The 20576-nt window shown below is 36.5% G+C and carries 16 protein-coding genes and 1 other annotated feature; of the genes, 13 read left to right on the top strand and 3 right to left on the bottom strand.

Features of this window, described 5'->3' with window-relative positions:
- The 13 genes from jag to fabF all read left to right on the top strand — a co-directional run bounded on the left by jag (position 1) and on the right by fabF (position 16360).
- Positions 1–768: an RNA-binding cell elongation regulator Jag/EloR gene (jag, locus tag AB3I12_RS02165; RefSeq protein ID WP_063627680.1), complete on the top strand. Its 768-nt coding sequence runs from the start codon at positions 1–3 to the stop codon at positions 766–768.
- Positions 769–1001: 233 nt separating this feature from the next.
- Positions 1002–2480: a hypothetical protein gene (locus tag AB3I12_RS02160; RefSeq protein ID WP_081248848.1), complete on the top strand. Its 1479-nt coding sequence runs from the start codon at positions 1002–1004 to the stop codon at positions 2478–2480.
- Between the two features lie 607 nt (positions 2481–3087).
- Positions 3088–4485, top strand: a complete 1398-nt coding sequence (mnmE, locus tag AB3I12_RS02155) for a tRNA uridine-5-carboxymethylaminomethyl(34) synthesis GTPase MnmE (RefSeq protein WP_063627679.1) — start codon at positions 3088–3090, stop codon at positions 4483–4485.
- A 15-nt stretch (positions 4486–4500) separates the two neighbouring features.
- The gene (gene mnmG, locus AB3I12_RS02150; RefSeq protein ID WP_010720510.1) at positions 4501–6399 is read left to right on the top strand and encodes a tRNA uridine-5-carboxymethylaminomethyl(34) synthesis enzyme MnmG; all 1899 of its coding nucleotides are present in this window, start codon (positions 4501–4503) and stop codon (positions 6397–6399) included.
- 565 nt (positions 6400–6964) lie between these two features.
- Entirely contained in the window at positions 6965–7996 is a 1032-nt protein-coding gene (locus tag AB3I12_RS02145) for an FUSC family protein (protein WP_010736771.1), read from the top strand.
- 340 nt (positions 7997–8336) lie between these two features.
- Positions 8337–9050, top strand: coding sequence for a 16S rRNA (guanine(527)-N(7))-methyltransferase RsmG (gene rsmG, locus AB3I12_RS02140; protein ID WP_010720513.1), 714 nt, complete (start codon positions 8337–8339; stop codon positions 9048–9050).
- Between the two features lie 11 nt (positions 9051–9061).
- Positions 9062–9829, top strand: coding sequence for a ParA family protein (locus AB3I12_RS02135; RefSeq protein ID WP_010736770.1), 768 nt, complete (start codon positions 9062–9064; stop codon positions 9827–9829).
- Positions 9816–10706 carry a ParB/RepB/Spo0J family partition protein gene (locus tag AB3I12_RS02130; RefSeq protein ID WP_010720515.1) on the top strand — a complete coding sequence of 297 codons (891 nt, stop codon included), beginning with the start codon at positions 9816–9818 and terminating at the stop codon, positions 10704–10706. Before AB3I12_RS02135 ends, AB3I12_RS02130 begins: the two co-directional genes overlap by 14 nt.
- 120 nt (positions 10707–10826) lie before the next feature.
- Positions 10827–11018: a DUF951 domain-containing protein gene (locus AB3I12_RS02125; protein WP_010720516.1), complete on the top strand. Its 192-nt coding sequence runs from the start codon at positions 10827–10829 to the stop codon at positions 11016–11018.
- Positions 11019–11026: 8 nt separating this feature from the next.
- Positions 11027–12127: a redox-regulated ATPase YchF gene (ychF, locus tag AB3I12_RS02120; protein ID WP_010720517.1), complete on the top strand. Its 1101-nt coding sequence runs from the start codon at positions 11027–11029 to the stop codon at positions 12125–12127.
- A gap of 86 nt (positions 12128–12213) precedes the next feature.
- Positions 12214–12909: a DUF1129 domain-containing protein gene (locus AB3I12_RS02115; RefSeq protein ID WP_010720518.1), complete on the top strand. Its 696-nt coding sequence runs from the start codon at positions 12214–12216 to the stop codon at positions 12907–12909.
- Between the two features lie 320 nt (positions 12910–13229).
- Positions 13230–14714, top strand: a complete 1485-nt coding sequence (gene guaB, locus AB3I12_RS02110; RefSeq protein WP_010720519.1) for an IMP dehydrogenase — start codon at positions 13230–13232, stop codon at positions 14712–14714.
- 416 nt (positions 14715–15130) lie between these two features.
- The gene (gene fabF, locus AB3I12_RS02105) at positions 15131–16360 is read left to right on the top strand and encodes a beta-ketoacyl-ACP synthase II (RefSeq protein ID WP_094940640.1); all 1230 of its coding nucleotides are present in this window, start codon (positions 15131–15133) and stop codon (positions 16358–16360) included.
- Positions 16361–16589: 229 nt separating this feature from the next.
- On the opposite strand, the gene serS is transcribed toward fabF, so the two are convergent.
- From serS to AB3I12_RS02090, 3 genes are all read right to left on the bottom strand, one after another.
- Complete coding sequence (serS, locus tag AB3I12_RS02100) at positions 16590–17861, bottom strand: serine--tRNA ligase (protein ID WP_053766574.1); 1272 nt, start codon at positions 17859–17861, stop codon at positions 16590–16592.
- A 52-nt stretch (positions 17862–17913) separates the two neighbouring features.
- Positions 17914–18132: a binding site (T-box leader), on the bottom strand.
- A 38-nt stretch (positions 18133–18170) separates the two neighbouring features.
- Positions 18171–19379, bottom strand: coding sequence for a cell wall metabolism sensor histidine kinase WalK (locus tag AB3I12_RS02095; RefSeq protein WP_025480278.1), 1209 nt, complete (start codon positions 19377–19379; stop codon positions 18171–18173).
- Positions 19366–20055 (bottom strand): response regulator transcription factor, encoded by a 690-nt coding sequence (locus AB3I12_RS02090; protein ID WP_010736768.1) that lies wholly within the window; start codon positions 20053–20055, stop codon positions 19366–19368. The genes AB3I12_RS02095 and AB3I12_RS02090 overlap by 14 nt, the downstream gene beginning before the upstream one ends.
- Positions 20056–20576: the final 521 nt, after the last annotated feature.

Genomic DNA, 20576 nt, shown 5'->3' with positions numbered 1-20576 from the left:
ATGCCGATTTATGAAGCTGCGACAATTGATGAAGCAATCCAACTTGGTTTAAACGATTTAGGATTGGATAAAGAGCAAGTTGAAATTGAGATACTAGATGAAGGTAAGAAAGGATTTCTTGGGATCGGGCGTAAGAATGCTCGTCTTAAGATTGAACCTTCAATTAGTGAAACTGTTTCAGAAGCAATTGAAGAAACGGTAGAAGAAGTTTTAGAAGAACCTTTAGAAAAAACGATAGAAGAAACTGAAACCATTGAAGTCTTCACAGAAGACCAACCAGAAGAAGTAGAAACCAGTGAATTAGGCGATGAAGCAGCTTTAACGGAATTAGCAGTCTATCTCACGGATATTACCAAGCAATTAGATGCGCCAGCTTTAGTAAAAATGACCCGCGAAGCAAATACCGTCGTTTTTCAATTAGATACACAAAAACAAGGGATTTTAATTGGCAAACACGGCAAAACATTAAATGCTTTACAGTATTTAGCACAAGTTTTCATTCACCGTGTTGCTAAAAATAAACTATCTGTAGTAGTAAACGTTGGTAATTATCGTGAAAAAAGACAAGAAATCATTCAACGCTTAGCAGATCGTACTGCCGAAAAAGCAATTAAATCCGGTCAACCAGTCTTCTTAGAACCAATGCCGGCATTTGAGAGAAAACAAATCCATGCGGCATTAAGCAAGAATGAATATGTGAAAACTCATTCTGAAGGAGACGAGCCTTATCGTTATCTAGTAGTAGAACCTGTAAAAAAACGATTATAAACACTAAAAGAGTTTGCTTCATTAACAAATGCTTGTTAATGAAATAATGCTTGATAAATAAGAGAAGTTTAAATCAATGAAGTAGCGAAAAAGTAAACTGATTACTTTTTCGCTACTTTATTTTTGTTGTGTTTTGCAAGAAATCTTTTTTTCTCTGTTTTCTAAAAAAAAGTTTCTTTCTCCAAAATAATCTATGTTACTGTGAATACGACTGGGGGAAAAGGAAGGGAAAAATGGAAGAGAAAAAAAGAAAAAAAATGATAAAAGATATCGAAAAAGCTCGTGAAAAATATGTAAAAAATGAACAAAAGTATCTTGCAGAAATGTCGCATGTCTTTAATCAAAAATGGAATTGGACTTCCAATATGCTGGATAATGAGGCTGGAGTAAAATATGATAACCTTATAGAGTATATGTATTTGTATAAAAAGGTAGTTGAAAAAAATCCTGAACAGTTTACAGAAAATGGTAGAGAACGAAAGAACTTAATAAACTCTTTAAACGGTAGTATAGGATGTAGTTACGATAACAAATATTTTAAGCCATGCATGAAAGACTTGGTAAATAATGATCCGGATAGTTTTTTAGTTATACCAATCATGTATAACCGAAGAGCAGGCGATGTTCATAGTGTCAGCCTGCTTATTCAAAAAGAAGACAATAAAATTAAAGTGCGCGTTTGTAATAAAGGAGGTCAACTTGTACCTAATGAAGCGCCAAATGTTGATGGAAAAATTTCTCTTGAGCATTTAAATAAAATAGCGTCGTTTTATCAATGGGAAAACTGGAATGATTTTTCCGATAAAGAGAAATTAGACCTTTGGAAAGGCGTTAGTAAGGAGGATAAAGCAGAATTTGTAGAGAGTTTCGCAGCAGTAGAAAAATTGTGGGTAGATCTGGATACCAAACAATTAAAATCAATCTATGTATATGAGTTTGAAGAATCAAAAGAAAACATAGAAGCCATTTCAAAAGCTGTTCGTATAGGAAGATATGCTCCTACATGGCGAGATTTTTTAAGTTTGTCCCGAAAAGAAGGTGTGAGCTTTGGAAGCTTTTTTCAAGATAAATATAATTTGTTTTTTCATAAGACAACAGAATTTCCGTTAAAAGAGCTTCATCATCATGCATCAGAATGTAAGTTTGAAAATTATGTTGCAAGGTCACAAATGACAGGGGCATGTATCGTAAAAAATATAGGATTAGCATTCAAATATACACTAGGTTATAAAACTAAGGCAATTATTAAAGACAAAGAGTATGATCAATGTAAACAAATTGAGGGTATGGATGAAATGCTGCTAAAAGTTGCTAAAGATGAGGTCAAGAACCAGAGTTATAGTGATTTACTTGATCAGAATTACGCGTTTTTTCTTAAAAATAAAAAAGAATTGGCGCAAGAGACGCCAAGCATGAAAATAGTAAAAAAAGAATTGTTAATAGATGTTGTAAATGAAGCTGGAGAAAAAGTTGGAGACGTGCTTACAAACCAGTTTCTTATAAATCAGAAAGATGTTAAAAACGAGTTACATAATAGAAAAACGGGTGAAGAATACCTGAGAAAAGTTGCTGCTGTAAATAAAAATGAATCAAAATCTAGTCCTGAAGCTAAGAAAAGAATTAATACTATAAATAAAAAAGTTTCAAAAAAGAAAAAAACAGAAAGACCAAACTCTGGATTGGAAATATCAAGTTCTGGATTAGAAAGATAGAGGTAAACCCTCCTGAATAGGGATAAAATAAATGTCGTTTTATCCTATAGTTGAAAATTCATTTAATCATTCATAGAAGATCGGTTATATTGAGGAAAAAGCAAAATTTAAAGGTTGATATGCGTGGTTGTTTTTAGGAATCACATTGACAAACTTTTTTAAACAAAGTATATTTTATTAGAAATCATTCTTATCGGAGTATACGATGCTTAAGTAGTCTTACTTTGATAGAAAAAGCACATGGAGGTTAGCCTTCGTGTGTTTTTTTGTAGAACTGAGATGAGATAGCGATTTGTTTTGAATGGCTATTTTTTATGTTGAATAGTCGTGAAAAGGAACGCGACGATACAAAGGATGAAATAAAAAGAATGTACAATATCCTCAAATCAGAATGAATGTATAAATGAAAAAAATTTTTACGATATTGTAAAAAAGAAGAAGTTGTCAGAGTTCTCTATTTTCAATACTTGTGTCTTGTAACTAAATATGATAACCTATGTTCAGAATTTAATCATGGACAAGCAGTCAAAGTGCGAAGTTCACCATTTATTGTAAAGGGTGAAGTGGGCACTTTTTTTGTGCGTAAAATTAAAAAGGGAGTGAAAAAATGGCTGAAATTACTTTAGAATTTGATACGATTGCTGCAATTTCTACCCCACCAGGAGAAGGAGCGATCAGTATTGTTCGACTTAGTGGAGACCAAGCGGTAGCGTTAGCAGATAAAGTCTATCGTTGTGGCAAGAAAAGCTTATTGGAAGTACCTAGTCATACGATTCATTATGGGCATATTACTGATCCGAAGAATGAACAGATCATTGATGAAGTTATGGTTTCTGTTATGTTAGCACCTAAAACATTTACTCGTGAAGATGTCGTTGAAATCAATTGTCATGGTGGGATCGTAGTCGTAAATCAAATTTTACAACTGCTATTACGAGAAGGAGCAAGACTAGCTGAACCTGGAGAATTTACAAAAAGAGCTTTCTTAAATGGTCGTGTAGATCTTTCTCAAGCAGAAGCCGTGATGGATTTAATTCGGGCGAAAACGGACAAAGCAATGGGCTTAGCTTTAAATCAATTAGATGGCAATCTTTCTTCGTTGATTCGTTCATTAAGACAAGAGATCTTAGAAACATTAGCACAAGTAGAAGTCAATATCGATTATCCTGAATACGATGATGTGGAAGAATTGACTACACGATTATTGCTTGAAAAAGCGACGATGATCCAACAAAGGATCCAAGCTTTACTTGCTACATCGAAACAAGGAAAAGTCTTGCGTGAAGGATTAAGTACAGCTATCATCGGTCGTCCAAATGTCGGAAAATCAAGCTTGTTGAATCACTTATTGCGAGAAGAAAAAGCAATTGTAACAGATATTGCGGGAACGACACGAGATGTCATCGAAGAATACGTGAACGTTCGTGGTGTACCATTGAAATTAATTGATACAGCTGGAATCCGCGAAACAGAAGATCTCGTTGAACAGATCGGGGTAGAAAGAAGTCGAAAAGCATTATCTGAATCGGATTTGATTTTATTGGTTTTGAATCAAAGTGAGCCACTGACCAGAGAAGACGAGCAGCTTTTAGAAGCTACTAAGGGTTTGAAACGGATTGTACTTTTAAATAAAACAGATTTGCCGCAAAAGTTAGAAAAAGAAGAACTTGATCAATGGTTAGAAGATGAACCGGTGTTTGCCGTTTCTGTGGCTAAAAATGATGGTTTAGATCAATTAGAAACAGCTATCGCTGATTTATTCTTTGGTGGGCAAACCGGTGAAAGAGATGCTACGTATGTATCAAATACCAGACATATTGCTCTACTTGAAAAAGCATCAATTTCATTAGCAGAAGTAGTTGCTGGGATTGAAGCAGGTATGCCTGTAGATCTTGTTCAAATCGATATGACACGCTGTTGGGACTACTTAGGGGAAGTCGTTGGAGACAGTGTACAAGATGAATTAATCACTCAATTATTCAGTCAATTCTGTTTAGGAAAATAAAAGGAGGAAATGTACTTGAATCATTATCAAGCAGATACTTATGACGTCATCGTTGTAGGGGCAGGACATGCTGGTTCAGAAGCAGCGTTGGCTGCAGCCAGAATGGGCTCAAAAACGTTATTACTAACTATCAATCTAGACATGGTAGCGTTCATGCCATGTAACCCTTCAGTCGGAGGACCAGCAAAAGGTGTCGTAGTGAGAGAAATCGATGCTCTTGGTGGCGAAATGGGTAAAAATATCGATAAAACGTACATTCAAATGAGAATGTTAAACACAGGAAAAGGTCCTGCTGTGCGTGCTTTAAGAGCGCAAGCAGACAAGCATGCTTATTCCGCAGAAATGAAGCATACGATAGAAAAAGAACCTAATTTGACGTTGCGTCAAGGAATCGTCGAAGAATTAATCGTCGAAGAGGGTGTTTGTCGAGGTGTGGTGACATCAACTGGCGCTTGCTACCAAGCGAAAGCTGTCGTCATTACTGCTGGCACAGCTTTACGAGGTGAAATCATCATCGGAGAATTGAAGTATTCATCTGGACCCAACAATTCACAACCTTCTGTTGGATTAGCTAATAATCTAAAAGAATTAGGTTTTGCGATTGATCGTTTCAAAACAGGAACACCTCCTCGGGTTAAATCAAGTACGATTGATTATTCAGTGACTGAAGAGCAACCTGGCGATAAAGAACCAAATCATTTTAGTTTTAGCACGCCAGATAGTGCGTACAACTTAGAACAAGAATCTTGCTGGTTGACTTATACCGGTGAAACGACTCATAAAATCATACGTGATAACTTGCATCGTGCACCGATGTTTACTGGAATCGTTGAAGGTGTGGGCGCTCGCTATTGTCCATCGATTGAAGATAAGATCGTACGTTTTGCAGATAAACCAAGACATCAATTGTTTTTAGAACCAGAAGGCTTGCATACGGAAGAAGTATACGTTCAAGGATTATCGACTTCATTACCAGAAGATGTCCAAGTGGATATGCTACACTCTATCGCAGGACTGGAAAAAGTTGAAATGATGCGTACGGGATATGCGATCGAATATGACGTTGTCGAACCCCATCAATTACGTCCAACGCTCGAAACGAAAGTCATCGAAAACCTTTATACTGCAGGTCAAACGAATGGGACTAGTGGTTATGAAGAAGCAGCGGGCCAAGGGCTGATTGCTGGAATCAATGCAGCGCTCAAAGTCCAAGGAAAAGAGCCTTTGATCATCAAACGCAGTGACGGTTATATTGGTGTTATGATTGATGACCTAGTGACTAAAGGAACCAATGAACCTTATCGCTTGCTCACTTCACGTGCTGAATATCGTTTATTATTGCGTCATGACAATGCAGATCTACGTTTGACGGAGATGGGACACCAAGTAGGTTTAGTCAAAGAAGACCAATACCAAGCTTATCTGAAAAAGAAAGCTGCTGTTGAAGCAGAAATTAAACGTTTGATGACTGTCCGGATCAAACCGACAGAAGAAGTCCAAGCATTTTTGGCAACTATCAATGCTGCGCCATTAAAAGACGGGGTTTTAGCGAGTGACTTTTTGAAGCGACCTGAAATTAGCTACAGCGATTTAATGTTGTTTATTCCGGAAAATGAAGCATTGACAGCGAAAGAAATTGAACAAGTTGAAATTCAGATCAAGTACGAAGGATACATTAAAAAAGCACTTGAAAAAGTAGAAAAATTAAAACGAATGGAAGCCAAAAAAATACCAGAAAATATCGACTACGCAGCAATTAATGGATTGGCTACAGAAGCAAAACAAAAACTACAAAAAATCCAACCAGAAACCATTGCTCAAGCTAGCCGTATCAGTGGTGTAAACCCTGCTGATCTAAGTATTTTGATGGTCTACATCGAACAAGGGAAGATTGCGAAAGTGGAAAACCTCTGATTTACGGTTTTCCATAAGTAGCTCTAAGAAATTAGCCGAAGATTTCAAAAAATAGGAGGAACTATTTTTGGATTCTCCGGCTTATTTCTTAGAGCTAGATACTCCTGTTGGAATCTCTAGAAGATAGTTTTTTCGTCTTTTTAGCAACGATACCAGTAAAGAGAAATCTTAGCACCATCAATGGACAGGAAGTATTTTGCTTTTTGTCCATTTTTTGATGGCGTAAATCTCCTTTTTTCAGGACACAATTCAATTGGGTAGGTTGAGCTAGAATTGATGGGAAATTACCTCGTAATTCTCGAGTCCCTCCTATTTATAGATTGAGCCAAAAATTTGAGAAGCATCAAGTAGGTAACAATCAACAGCAGAAACTAGTGTTTGTGTTTTCTGTCAATTTCTGGAAATTCTTTCTTCTTTCTTGATGCTAAACACTTTTGTCTCAACCCCCACTTATTTTTTATGAAAAATAAAGAAATTGTTGTTATACTAAATGATGTTGATAGAAACGAGAGCGAAACATTGGAGCCTCAACATCTAAATAAAGATAGAAGAAAGGAGCGATTGGTTGTTCAAAACTTATTTTCGTTTTAATAAGATTCAAGATAACCCATTTCGTATCATGAACCTTATGCTATTGATTTTTATCGTACTATGGTTAGGATACATAAACCAGAATTTCTTGATTTCAAGTTTTTCTTCATTAGGGATTTTTACTTTTTTCTATTATCAAAATATACCCATGAAACATTTAATTAAGCGCATGTTTTTCATTGGCTGTGGACTTTTATTTGCTTTTGTATTAGGAATGTTATCAACCTATGTTTTATGGTTGGAACCTTTTGCTGTAGCTGTAGTGGCTTTTGCCAGCCGGTTTATTTTGCGGTTGTTCCATATTTCAAAACCAGGTGGCTTATTTTTTGCGATGCTTTCGGCGATGGGAACAAGTATGCAGTTACCGATTGATCATTTGCCAATGGTTTCTCTTTATTTTTTCATGGGGGTCATGTTTTCATTGATCGCTGCAGTTATCACCAAGTTACTTGATTCACGTCCAGAACAAGCCATTGAACAAATCTCTTTAAAAGAGAGATTCCAAGAAGAACCGTTAGTGATTATTGATTCTGTTTTCTACAGTGTTGCTTTATTTCTTTCCGTCTATATTAGTCACGGATTGCAGTTGCACAATCCTTACTGGTTAACTCTTTCTTGTGCTTCTATTCTTTTAGCTGAGAATTTGGATGCAATGAAACATCGGCAAGTACAATATTTGATTGGTTCCATGGGGGGCTTATGTGTGTCGGCTGTTTTATCCTTTGTACCATTTACTCAGTTACAAACGATTTTTCTGATCACTTTTCTTTACGGTATCTCACAATTTTTGGTTGCTAGAAATTATGCGGTTGCCAACATTTTTCTTAATCCGATGGCACTGATGTTATCGACACTAATTCGTGGGGCCTACTTGATATCCTTGATCGAATATCGCTTTTTGGGAATCGTGATCGGAAGTTTTATTGGTTTAGGTGCTGCATGGGTCATGACCGTTGGGTTACAGCACTATCTCAATGTTGTGCGAAGAAAATTAGAGACAAAATAATAAATATAAGTATATACAATAAAAAAACCAGTTCGTTTTTGAAGTAAGAATCAAAGACGAGCTGATTTTTTTAACCCATACATTTGATATGTGTTCATTTTTTGTTTAAATTTGAATAAAAAATCAACTAGCGTTAAAAATTAGAGATAACCTAGTTAAGGCATTTATTTTTTTTAATTACTTACATATAGAAGGATGTGTACTTCCTAGTGCTTCCTTTTTAATTTTTTAAAACCTCCTATAAATTTACCGGTAGAAAGATTGCAACTCGGTTCATTTTGCGTTAAAGTAAAAAGAGATTTCGTGAAACAATTGCTGTTTCACAATGAAAGGATTAATTATGACACCAGAAGAATTTCGTCAAGCATTGGCAGATAAAGACATCCATTTATCTGATCAACAAATGAGTCAATTTGAACGTTACTATCAGTGGTTAGTTGAGTGGAACGAAAAAATGAATTTAACAGCCATCACGGAAAAAAATGACGTTTATTTGAAGCATTTCTATGATTCATTAACGTTAGCTTTTGAGGTGGACTTTTCTCAGCCTCTTTCACTTTGCGACGTAGGTTCAGGCGCAGGTTTTCCGAGTATCCCACTGAAAATTGCGTTTCCTAACTTACAGATCACGATCGTTGATTCACTGAATAAACGAATCAATTTCTTAACGGAATTAACAAAAGAACTTGGTATCACAGCGGCACTTCATCACGATCGTGCCGAGACATTTGGTCAAAATCCTCAATTCCGAGCTTCATTTGACTTAGTGACTGCTCGCGCTGTAGCAAGATTGAATGTTTTAGCAGAACTATGTTTGCCTCTAGTGAAACAAGAAGGATACTTTTATGCACTGAAAGCTGCAAAAAGCGAAGAAGAACTAATAGAAGCCAAGCATGCGATCGCAATCTTAGGGGGAAAGTTTATCAAAGAAGATGCGATAGAATTACCGAAAATATCTGACAAGCGACATATTTTGGTAATCCAAAAGAAGAAAGTCACCCCGAAAAAATACCCAAGAAAACCTGGTATGCCAAATAAGCAACCAATCAAGTAGGAGGAGAAGAGATGGCACAAATAATATCTGTTGCAAACCAAAAAGGTGGCGTAGGTAAAACGACGACCACTGTTAACTTAGGTGCTTGCTTAGCTAGTCTTGGTAAAAGAGTCTTGTTAGTGGATATGGATGCACAAGGCAATGCCACAAGTGGTGTCGGTATTCGAAAACCAGATGTTACTCAAGATATTTATGATGTCTTAGTCAATGAGCTACCGATTGCCGAAGCAACTCTTGTTACCGAACATGAAAATTTGAGTATTGTGCCTGCCACTCTTCAATTAGCAGGAGCAGAAATCGAATTAACTTCAATGATGGCCAGAGAGTCTCGCTTGAAAGGTTCTTTAGCCGAAGTGAACGATCAATATGATTATATTCTGATTGATTGCCCACCTTCATTAGGTCATTTGACTATTAATTCATTTACAGCTAGCGATTCTATTCTGATCCCAGTGCAATGTGAATATTATGCATTAGAAGGATTGAGTCAATTACTCAATACAGTTCGTTTAGTTCAAAAGCATTTCAATCCAGAATTGGAGATTGAAGGCGTCTTACTTACAATGTATGATGCACGTACGAACTTAGGAAATGAAGTCGTGGAAGAAGTCCGAAAGTATTTCCGTGAGAAGGTCTATGAAACGATTATTCCAAGAAATATTCGTCTTTCAGAAGCACCAAGTCATGGAATGCCGATCATTGATTATGATCCACGTTCTAGAGGAGCTGAAGTTTACCAAGCATTGGCAAAGGAAGTGGTTAACCGTGAAGAAAAGTAAAGGATTAGGACGAGGGATCGATGCGTTATTTCAAGATTTAGAGAATTTAGAAACTGTGGATGTTGAAGATGAAACAGTTGTACAATTACCACTAAACGAATTACGCCCTAACCCTTATCAACCACGTAAAACATTTGAAGAAGTCTCGCTTCAAGAATTGGCAAACTCCATTGAGCAATCAGGCGTGTTTCAACCGATTATCGTCCGTCGTTCGGCAGTAAAAGGATATGAAATCATTGCTGGTGAACGTCGTTTCCGAGCTTCTAAGTTAGCAGAAAAAGCGACCATCCCTGCAATTGTTCGTGACTTTGATGAAGAAGCAATGATGCAAGTCGCTGTTTTGGAAAACTTGCAACGTGAAGACTTGAATCCATTAGAAGAAGCTGAAGCCTATGATATGCTGATGAAAAATCTTAAACTTACGCAAGCAGAAGTGGCGAAACGTTTAGGTAAAAGTCGTCCATATATCGCAAACTATCTCCGTCTGTTAACGTTACCTGATTTAGTGAAGGAAATGGTCCAAGATCAACGATTATCGATGGGACAAGCTCGTACCTTATTAGGTCTAAAAAACAAAAGTTTGATTCTAAAATTAGCGAATCGAGCAGTTATGGAGAATCTAACGGTTCGTCAGTTGGAACAAATTGTTTCGCAATTAAATCAAAACGATGGGAAAGAAAAAAAGAAAATCCCTCGATTAGCAAAAGAAAAGCCTTATTATATACGTGAAAGTGAAGACCGCTTGATGGATAAGTTTGGTACAAGTGTTGCTATCCAAGAAAAAGACGGTAAAGGAAAGATTGAAATTGAGTACCTTTCGCAAAATGATTTGACAAGAATCCTTGATATCCTTAATATTCAATTCGATGAAGAATAAGTAATAGGAAAGAAGCGTTCAATTCAGACCAATCAACCTTAATTTTTACGATCACTATATGAATATCAAAAAAGACGTGGGAACCGTTCTTAAGAGAAATGACTAAAGGAGGGGACTTTTATGTACGACTTACATGATATTGTTGAAATGAAAAAACCTCATGCTTGTCAGACTAACCGTTGGGAAATCATCCGCATGGGAGCGGACATCAAAATCAAATGCGTCAATTGCGGGCACATCGTTATGATGACTCGTCGAGAATTTGAGAAAAAATTAAAAAAAGTACTTGAAAAAAATGCAGAGAAAGAGTGAATAAATCTATGGCATTAACTGCTGGAATTGTTGGATTACCCAATGTTGGTAAATCAACTTTATTTAACGCAATCACCAAAGCTGGAGCAGAAGCAGCAAACTATCCTTTTGCAACCATTGATCCGAATGTAGGAATGGTAGAAGTTCCCGATTGGCGTTTACAACGCTTAACTGAACTTGTTCATCCTAAAAAAACCGTGCCAACAACATTTGAATTTACGGATATTGCAGGAATCGTTAAAGGTGCAAGTAAAGGGGAAGGCTTGGGAAATCAATTTCTAAGTCATATCCGCCAAGTTGATGCGATTTGTCATGTGGTCCGTTGTTTCGATGATGACAACATCACACATGTTGAAGGACGAGTTGACCCATTAGCGGATATTGATACGATCAATCTAGAATTAGTATTGGCAGATCTGGAATCGATCACTAAACGCTATACTCGAGTAGCAAAAATCGCAAAAACGAAAGACAAAGATGCAGTTGCTGAATTGGCTGTTTTAGATAAAATCAAGCCAGTCCTGGAAGAAGGACGTTCAGCTCGCTCTATCGAATTTACAGACGAAGAACAAAAAATCGTTAAATCATTGTTTTTATTGACTACCAAACCAATCTTATATGTAGCAAACGTTGCAGAAGATGAAGTAGCAGATAGCGATACGAATCACTACGTTCAAGCTGTACGTAATTTTGCTGCCGAAGAAAATGCAGAAGTTATCGTAGTCAGCGCACGTGCAGAGGAAGAAATTGCTGAACTAGACGAAGAAGATAAAGCAGAATTCTTAGAAGCTTTAGGAATTGAAGAGTCTGGATTAGATCAATTAATTCGTGCAGCTTATGATTTGCTAGGATTAGCTACGTACTTTACAGCAGGAGAACAAGAAGTTCGGGCTTGGACATTTAAAAAAGGCATCAAAGCACCTCAAGCAGCTGGGATTATCCATTCAGACTTTGAGCGTGGATTTATCCGTGCGGAAACTGTTTCTTTTGAAGATCTAGATCATTATGGAAATATGCATGCTGCCAAAGAAGCTGGCCGTGTTCGTCTAGAAGGTAAAGACTATGTAGTCCAAGATGGCGACGTTATGTTATTCCGTTTTAATGTATAAAAGGGCTATCAAACGATACGTATAGTATGTTAGAATGTCTTTTGTGACAACCGTTAAAGTAGCGGCTAAGGAGGACTATTTAGATCATGGAATCAGAACAATTACGTGAAATTGTAAAAGAAAACAATCAATTAGAAGAAAAATTAACTAAAAGAAACCAACAATATATTTTTGACTTAAAAAAATCTTTAGAAGCAGCTAATCTATCCGAAGAGGAAAAGGTAAAAGCACTTCATGACATCCTTCCAACCTTAGTGTCTGAACAAAAAGGTGGAAAAACAGCCAGACAATTATTTGGAACTGTCTCTGAAAGAACTGAAGCAATTATCAACAAACCAGTTGAAGCAAAGGTAAATTCTAAACCACTATTGATGTGGCTAGACAATACATTCCTGTTATTAGGTTTGTTGAGTATCATGATTGCTATTACCGGATTGTTTTCACGTGGAACAACGCCAGCTTATGGAATCACAACTTTGGTCTTTGGATCAGCTGTTGGTGGTTGGGTATTTTACCTGATGTATAAATACATTTATCAATATGAGTATCCGGGAGCAGATCGTAGTAAAAAGCCAGGTATGGGTAAAACATTGTTGATCTTAACTGGAACTACATTGGTCTGGGTGGTTGCCTTTTCCGCTACCACACTTCTTCCTCCAGTACTGAATCCGTTGTTAGATCCAGTAGTTATCATCATTATTGGGGCTGCTGCACTAGCTTTGCGTTATTACATGAAGAAAAAATATGGAATCGTTGGAAGTTTATCTGTACCTAGAAGATAATTCGTTAAAGTACGATTCGATGTATATCAATGATGAGGGATCATTATTTGAAACAGTTGTTTGTTTTGAATAGTGGTCTCTCATTTTTTATGGAGAAATGGTTAAAACAGAAAGAACAAAGATTTGAGAAACTTGGTAAATTTAATCAGTAGCTTCTCTTAAAAGAGTTTCTCGTTATTAACCATATATGACTTGTAATGGAAGCGCTTATAATAAGGATATTCTTAGAAACAGTCCGGATTATGGGAAGACGGTTGACTTAATAGAAAAAATCGATTATTTTAATAGATAAACTAAAAACTAGAGGAGTGGTACTAAAAATGTCCAACTGGGAAACAAAGTTCACGAAAAAAGGGTTTACTTTCGATGATGTCTTACTGATACCAGCAGAAAGTCACGTGTTACCAAACGAAGTGGATATGAGTGTACAATTAGCAAAAAATATTAAGTTGAATATCCCGATCATCAGTGCAAGTATGGACACTGTAACTGATAGTAAGATGGCTATTGCGATGGCTAGACAAGGTGGATTAGGTGTTATTCATAAAAATATGACAATTAGTCAACAAGCAGACGAAGTGCGCAAAGTCAAACGTTCTGAAAGTGGTGTGATCATTGATCCATTTTTCTTAACACCGCAACATCTTGTAGCAGATGCAGAAGAATTGATGAGCAAATATCGAATTAGCGGTGTACCGATCGTTGAGACTTTAGAAAACAGAAAACTTGTTGGTATTATTACGAACCGTGACATGCGCTTTGTAACTGATTATCATATGGAAATCAATGATGTGATGACCAAAGAAAACTTAGTAACAGCCCCAGTCGGTACTTCTCTAAAAGACGCAGAAAAAATATTGCAAAAACATAAAATTGAAAAATTACCTATCGTTGACAACGATGGTTGTTTAAGTGGATTGATCACAATCAAAGATATTGAAAAAGTGATTGAATTTCCCAACGCTGCCAAAGATGAACATGGACGTCTACTTGTAGCTGCTGCTGTTGGTGTAACAAGTGATACATTTGAGCGTGCAGGTGCCTTGTTGGAAGCAGGAGCAGATGCGATCGTTATTGATACAGCACATGGTCATAGCGCTGGAGTGATTCGTAAAATCCAAGAAATTCGTTCTACCTTTAAAGATGCTACTTTGATTGCCGGTAACGTAGCGACAGCGGAAGCAACAAAAGCATTATATGATGCGGGTGTGGATGTCGTAAAAGTCGGTATCGGACCAGGATCAATTTGTACAACACGTGTGGTTGCCGGTGTAGGTGTACCACAATTAACAGCAATTTATGATGCTGCTTCTGTCGCACGACAATATGGCAAAGCAATTATTGCTGATGGCGGAATCAAATATTCAGGTGATATCGTCAAAGCATTAGCTGCTGGAGGGCATGCCGTCATGTTAGGTAGTATGTTGGCAGGTACAGATGAATCTCCAGGTGAATTTGAGATTTTCCAAGGCCGACGTTTTAAAACTTATCGTGGTATGGGTTCATTGGGCGCAATGGAAAAAGGTTCAAAAGATCGTTATTTCCAAGGTAGCGTCAATGAAGCGAATAAATTAGTACCAGAAGGAATCGAAGGACGTGTGGCCTACAAAGGAAGCGTTGCGGATATTATCTTCCAAATGATCGGTGGATTAAAATCTGGTATGGGTTATGTTGGGGCAGGCAACTTGAAACAATTGCGTGACGAAGCACAATTCATCCAAATGAGTGGCAATGGGTTGAAAGAATCCCATCCACATGATGTCCAAATCACAAAAGAAGCACCTAACTATTCAGTAGAATCTTAATCAATTAAGGGAAAAAGACTCAACATATTCCGCTTTAGGAGTCAAGTGAATATTCGAAATAAGTAGAATACTTAGAGCATTGTTTTTAAAGTAAAAAAGTCGTCAATCTTAAAATTTGTTTTTCTAAATTTTAAGATTGATGACTTTTTTTCGTCTGACTATGTTGTTTTTGCTCAATATCCAAATAAGAGTGACCACTAAGCTGCTGTTGTATAAATTTAAACCCCTGTGAAGTTGAGCGGTTAAGGAGCTAATAAGCATTTTTTACGATAAATTTATTAAAAAAATTATGTTTTAATAACAAATTTTTGTTTTTTTTAGTTAAATTACTATATAGTTAAGATTTTTTAATATGTTAGAATATATCTGAGTTATATTTATATTTTGTTATTTTATGATAGTAAGGAGTTTATAAGATGATAAAAAGAGTAGTTATAACTGGAAGGGGAACTATCTCTTCTTCTGGAAAAAATGCAGAAGAGTTATGGACAAATGTGAGTAATGGTATTTCGGGGATAAAAAAGATAGAAGCAGAGGAATTTAGTAATTTAGAAACAAGGATTGGTGGAGTTATTTCTGATTATGCGATTGACCAGTATCTTAATCAAAAAGAGATCAAGAGAACAGATCGTTTCACTCATTTTTCAGTAATCAGTTCTATGCAAGCGCTATCTGAAGCGAGTTTTGATCATAAGGATTTTGATTTGGAAAAATGTGGCGTTATGATTGGTACAGGAATAGGTGGTATTCACTCTTTAATTGAAAATCAAAACATTATGGAAAAGAAAGGAAGTAATCGTGTTTCTCCTTTAGTAGTTCCTAAGTCAATAGGCAATATAGCGGGAGGTTTCGTATCAATTAAGACTGGATTTAAAGATGTGACTTTGTGTCCTATTTCAGCTTGTGCTTCGGGAAATCAAGCGATAGGAGAAGCATTTCTTAGAATTAAATATGGGCTAAGTGAAGCAATACTTGCAGGTGGAGCAGAAGCTTCGATTGTACCTATTGCTTTTGCTGGGTACAACCAAATGCAAGCTTTATCTACGAGGAATGAGCAACCGAATTTAGCTTCGAAACCTTTTGACAAAAATAGGGATGGCTTTGTCATGTCAGAAGGAGCTGGGATCGTTTTTTTAGAAGAATTCGAACATGCAAGATCACGCGGAGCGAAAATTTTAGGTGAAATTATCGGATACGGGATGACTTCAGATGCTTATCATATGACTACACCTCATTCAGAAGGAGCCAGTCGTGCCATCCAAAAAGCACTTGAAATGGGGAAAATTAGTGCGAATGAAATTGATTATATAAATGCGCATGCAACAGGTACTAAAGTTGGAGATATTAGTGAAAGTCGAGCAATCAAAAAGGTTTTTGGAAAGCATGCTGAACAATTATTGATTAGCTCTACAAAGTCCTCAACAGGACATCTATTAGGTGCAGCAGGAGGCATTGAAGCAGTGATTAGCTTGAAAGCGATGGAGTATAATATTTTACCACCAACTATTAACCTGACAGAACCCGATGAAGATTGTGATTTGAATTATATTCCCAATAATAAAATTCATCATCAAGCAAATATTATTCTTTCAAATGGTTTTGGCTTTGGTGGGCATAATACCTCTATAATTATAAGAAAATTATAAAAAAGCCGGTAAATTACAGAACTTCTGAACAAGAAGAGAGTGGGGCAATAGTCCTTTTTAAAAAGAAAATAAACATATTAAGATTAGTGAGCCTGGGACAAAACTTGTCTCAGGCTCTTCTAGTATCTCTAAAAACGAATAAACGGCGTTCAAGAAGCAACTCCTCAACAATAAGCGAGGAGCTGACCGCTTATTTCATGACCTCTTTATATAAATAAGACAAGGTGGTCTACTTTATCACTTTTAAATTTCCCATGTAAGGAACTAATACTTCTGGAACAGTCACTGATCCATCTTCATTTTGGTAGTTTTCAAGGATCGCTGCGACAGTTCGGCCGACTGCAAGTCCTGAACCATTCAGTGTATGAGCATAGTGGATTTTTCCGTCTTCATCACGGTAACGGATCATTGCGCGTCGTGCTTGGAAATCTTCACAGTTTGAACATGAGCTGATTTCACGATATGTTTCTTGTGCAGGGATCCATACTTCTAAGTCATATGTTTTGGCAGCAGAGAAGCCCATATCTCCAGTAGATAATGCTACTACACGGTAAGGTAAATGTAATTTTTGTAGAATATCTTCAGCATCGGCTGTCATTTTTTCTAGCTCATCATAAGAATGTTCTGCATCAGAGAATTTGACCATTTCTACTTTATTAAATTGGTGTAAACGAATCAATCCTCGGGTATCACGGCCGGCACTCCCTGCTTCCGAACGAAATGCGGGACTGAGAGCAGTGAAATAAATCGGCAAATCTTGCCCATCTAAGATCTCATCGTTGTAATAGTTTGTTAATGGAACTTCCGCTGTTGGGATCAATGTCAAATCTGTATCTTCTAATTGGAAAACATCTTCTTTAAACTTAGGAAATTGCCCAGTTCCGAACATAGCCCGACTATTTACGATATAAGGAGTAATCATTTCTGTATAGTCATGTTCATAGATGTGTTGATCTAGCATAAAGTTATAAACGGCACGTTCTAAGCGAGCGCCTAATCCTTTATAGTAAACAAAACGACTTCCAGAAACTTTTGCCCCTCTTTCAAAGTCTAAGATACCTAAGTTTTCAGCGATTTCCCAATGTGGTTTCGGTTCAAATGAAAAATTACGAGGCGTGTTCCAACGACGAACTTCCACGTTGTCCTCTTCGTCTTTTCCAACAGGTACAGAATCATCTGGTAAATTTGGTAAGGTAGTCGCAATTTGATGTAACTTTTCATCTACTTGCGCTACTTCTTCATCAAGGGCTTTAATGTTGCCCCCAACTTCTTTCATTTCATTGATTTTAGCTGTTGCATCTTCTTTGTTCCGTTTTAATTGTGCAATTTCTGCTGAAACATCATTACGATATTTTTTTAATTCTTCCGTTTTAACAAGTAATTTTCGACGACTTTCATCTAATTCCATAAATTCAGCTAAGGTTTCTTTTTTGACCCCACGAGTCATTAATTTTTCTTGGACATAATCAAAATTTTGACGCATCATTTTTACATCTAACATTGCAATTCCTCCTTAAATATAATAAAAAAAAGACCAATCCATCCCTCAATTATCTTGGGACGAATCGGTCTAACATTCGCGGTACCACCCGAGTTCAACATATAAATATGCTGCTCTTGTTAACAGATAACGGCTGTTTTACCGACCTTTCTTATTTCGAAAGGTACACATCAAAGAACTGGAACTTCCAACTTATTTTTTGCTGATTTACACCATCCATCAGCTCTCTTGAAAAAAATAAAATGTACTGGGTTCTGTGCTATATAGATATGATATATAGAAATGATTGTAATAAGAATATCGGATATTTTAATTTTCGTCAATATGTTCCTGACTTTTGATTGGTAATTTTTCATTTCTTTTTATTGGAAGATGCATGATGAATGAAGTCCAGTGTTTATCAGATTTAGCATAAATATAACCACCATGTAAAGCAACGATACTTTGAGCAATGGCTAAACCTAAACCTGTCCCACCGGTTTCTTGTGAACGAGACTCTTCTACTCGGTAAAAGCGGTCAAAAAGATTATCAATTGATTCTCGAGGAATCATAGCTCCATTGTTTTTTACTGTCGCAACGACTTCTGAGCCAACTTTTTCGACTTCAATGACAATTTTTGTAGCGCCTTTGCCGTATTTTAAAGCATTCGTCAGTAAATTATTAAAGACACGAACTAGTTTTTCGGTGTCCCCATCCATAGTTAATGATGGAACCTGTGATGATACAAGGATTTGGATATGCTTTTTTGATGCTTCTAATTCAAAATCAGCAGCTAGTTGTTCAATTAGCTGGATCAGATCAAAAGCCGAAAAATTGACCGGAACAGCTGGTTGTCTGACTTTAGTATACTCAAAAAGATCATCCACTAGTAATTTCATTTGTTTTGCTTTGATATAAGCTGTATGGGTATACTTCAAAAGATCCTCTTTTGTTTGATACTGGCCATCTTCGATTAATCCTAAGTAACCAATAATAGAGGTTAAAGGGGTACGGATATCGTGACTCACATTAGTAATCAATTCATCTTTTGATTTTTCAATTTTCCGTTCATCTTCGATCGCAGCTACTGTACTATCGACTAAACCATTAATGCTTGTTACTACACGACTAAGATCACCTGTTAATTCAAAAGGGATCCGATGGTCATAATTACCATTAGCGATATAGTGAAGCTCGCTAATAATATGACGTAGTTGCATTTGTCGGTAGCGACGGATCAACCGCCAGTATAATACGCCGATATCTAAAAGAAAGAAAAGGGGAATCAGAAAATTTCGGCCGTTCCAAAATAAATCACTATTCAATCGTTGAGCAAAAATATTTTTTGAATCCCAAATCGCATTAGTCAATGAAGGGGAACTACTAATTATTGAAGTAAGGACAACCAAAATCGCAACATTTAATAGTAGAAGGAGAATCACGGTGATAATACCTTCTGCTAATAACTCACTGATTTCCTTAGAAGTTAGATTGATTCGTCGCCGTTTTTCTGTTCCTCTTTTTTTATCTTGCATCAATTTTATAGCCCACTCCCCAAACGGTTTGAATGACTTTTTCTCCACCAGTTGCTTCTTCGATCTTATCTCTCAAATGACTAACATGGACCATAACAGTTTTTGCGGAAACAATACTTTCTTGTTTCCATACACGCTCAAAGATTTCATCTGCACTGAACACACGATTAGGATGACTTGCTAATAAGTATAGAATCCCAAATTCTAATGCTGTGAGCTGAATCTCTTTCCCATCAATTGTTTTTACTTCATGGGAATCTTTGTTAATAATCAAAGAGTTTACTTCTAATATATCCGGTTGATCCGGTGTGATTTGCATTTTTGTTCGACGAAGCAAAGATTTTACGCGTGCCATAACTTCTAAAGGATTAAATGGTTTTGTAACATAATCATCAGCACCAGCAACAAGCCCTTTAATTTTATCCATATCGGTTGTTTTTGCTGTCAACATGATAATCGGGATTTGCGATTCCTTTCGTAATTCTTTAACGACCTGCATGCCATCCATTTCAGGCATCATAATATCCAAAATCAATAACTCAATATCAGGTATCGTTCGAATCTTTGATAATGCTTCTTTCCCATCATAAGCCTTAACAGCTTCGTATCCTTCATTGTGAACATAAATACTTAGTAATTCAACAATTTCTTTATCATCATCAGCAATTAATATTTTCATAGATTGTTCCTCCAGAGTTAGAATGATACTATTTACTATTCATTCTAGCAAAAAAATGTCTAAATAGATAAAAGCAACACTTTGTTAAGGAAAATTTTAGAAGGTAAGAGCTAAGTGAAGTGGCTCATTAATAGAAAACTGAACAATCGCAATGCTGAGAAGGCTATCATTAATGAAAAACATGTTAAAAGCGAACGTTTCTCACTTATAGGATTAGAACGATCGATTACGCTAAAAATGTTGATAAAACAGCTTTTTTCTTATTGACTTTTATTTTTGCTGTTGGTATATTATTATTTGTTCGAAAGAGCAAAGATCGCTAGTGAAAATAGTTAAAATAAACTGTTGACAGAGGGATCACACCATGATAAGATAACTGAGTCGTAAAAAAACGACAGCTTACGAAGCTTGCTTCTATCGAAAAAAACTTCAAAAAAAGTTGTTGACAAATAACAAACGACGAGTTATGATAAATGAGTTGCTGAAACACTTCTGAAAAACGAAGTCAAAAAAACTTTTAA

It is taken from the genome of Enterococcus sp. C65 (assembly GCF_040887165.1).
In the GTDB taxonomy this organism is placed as follows: Bacteria; Bacillota; Bacilli; order Lactobacillales; family Enterococcaceae; genus Enterococcus_B; species Enterococcus_B hirae.
This window is presented reverse-complemented; position numbering and strand designations above follow the sequence as displayed.